Here is a 1006-nt window from a genome sequence, read left to right as displayed (position 1 = left end):
TGTTCGACGAGTTCGAAGGCAAGAAGAAGGTCGAGCTCGGTTCCGGTGACGTTAAATACCACCAGGGCTTCTCGTCCAACGTGATGACCACCGGCGGTGAAGTGCACCTGGCCATGGCCTTCAACCCGTCCCACCTGGAAATCGTATCGCCAGTGGTCGAAGGTTCGGTTCGTGCCCGTCAGGATCGTCGTAACGACCCTACCGGTGAAAAAGTCCTGCCGATCTCCATCCACGGTGACGCTGCTTTCGCAGGTCAGGGCGTGGTGATGGAAACCTTCCAGATGTCGCAGACCCGCGGTTTCAAGACCGGCGGTACCGTGCACATCGTGATCAACAACCAGGTCGGTTTCACCATCAGCAACCCGCTGGACTCGCGTTCCACCGAGTACGCCACCGACGTCGCGAAAATGATCCAGGCGCCGATCCTCCATGTGAATGGTGATGATCCGGAAGCCGTCCTGTTCGTGACCCAGCTGGCCATCGACTACCGCATGCAGTTCAAGCGTGACGTGGTGATCGATCTGGTCTGCTACCGTCGTCGCGGCCACAACGAGGCCGACGAGCCTAGCGGCACCCAGCCTCTGATGTATCAGCAGATCACCAAGCAGCGCACCACCCGTGAGCTGTATGCCGATCGTCTGACCCAGAGCGGTGTGATGGACGCGGAACGCGTTCAGGCGAAAGTCGACGAATACCGCAACGCGCTGGACAACGGTCTGCACGTAGTGAAAAGCCTGGTCAAAGAGCCGAACAAAGAGTTGTTCGTGGACTGGCGTCCGTATCTGGGCCACGCCTGGACCGCGCGTCACGACACTCGTTTCGATCTGAAGACCCTGCAGGAACTGTCCGCCAAGCTGCTGGAAATTCCGGAAGGCTTCGTGGTTCAGCGCCAGGTCGCGAAGATCTACGAAGACCGTCAGAAGATGCAAGCCGGCGGCCTGCCGATCAACTGGGGTTACGCCGAAACCATGGCGTACGCGACCCTGGCGTTCGAAGGTCACCCGAT

The 1006-nt window shown here is 59.4% G+C and carries 1 protein-coding gene; it reads left to right on the top strand.

Annotated features, from left to right (window positions below; genetic code table 11):
• Positions 1–1006: thiamine pyrophosphate-dependent enzyme (locus D8V06_RS20670; RefSeq protein ID WP_241667854.1), on the top strand; the 1006-nt coding region annotated here is incomplete at both ends.

Source organism: Pseudomonas sp. Sample_24 (genome assembly GCF_004307605.1).
GTDB lineage: Bacteria > Pseudomonadota > Gammaproteobacteria > Pseudomonadales > Pseudomonadaceae > Aquipseudomonas.
Note: the sequence above shows the minus strand (reverse complement) of the source record. Positions and strands in the feature narration are given on the sequence as shown.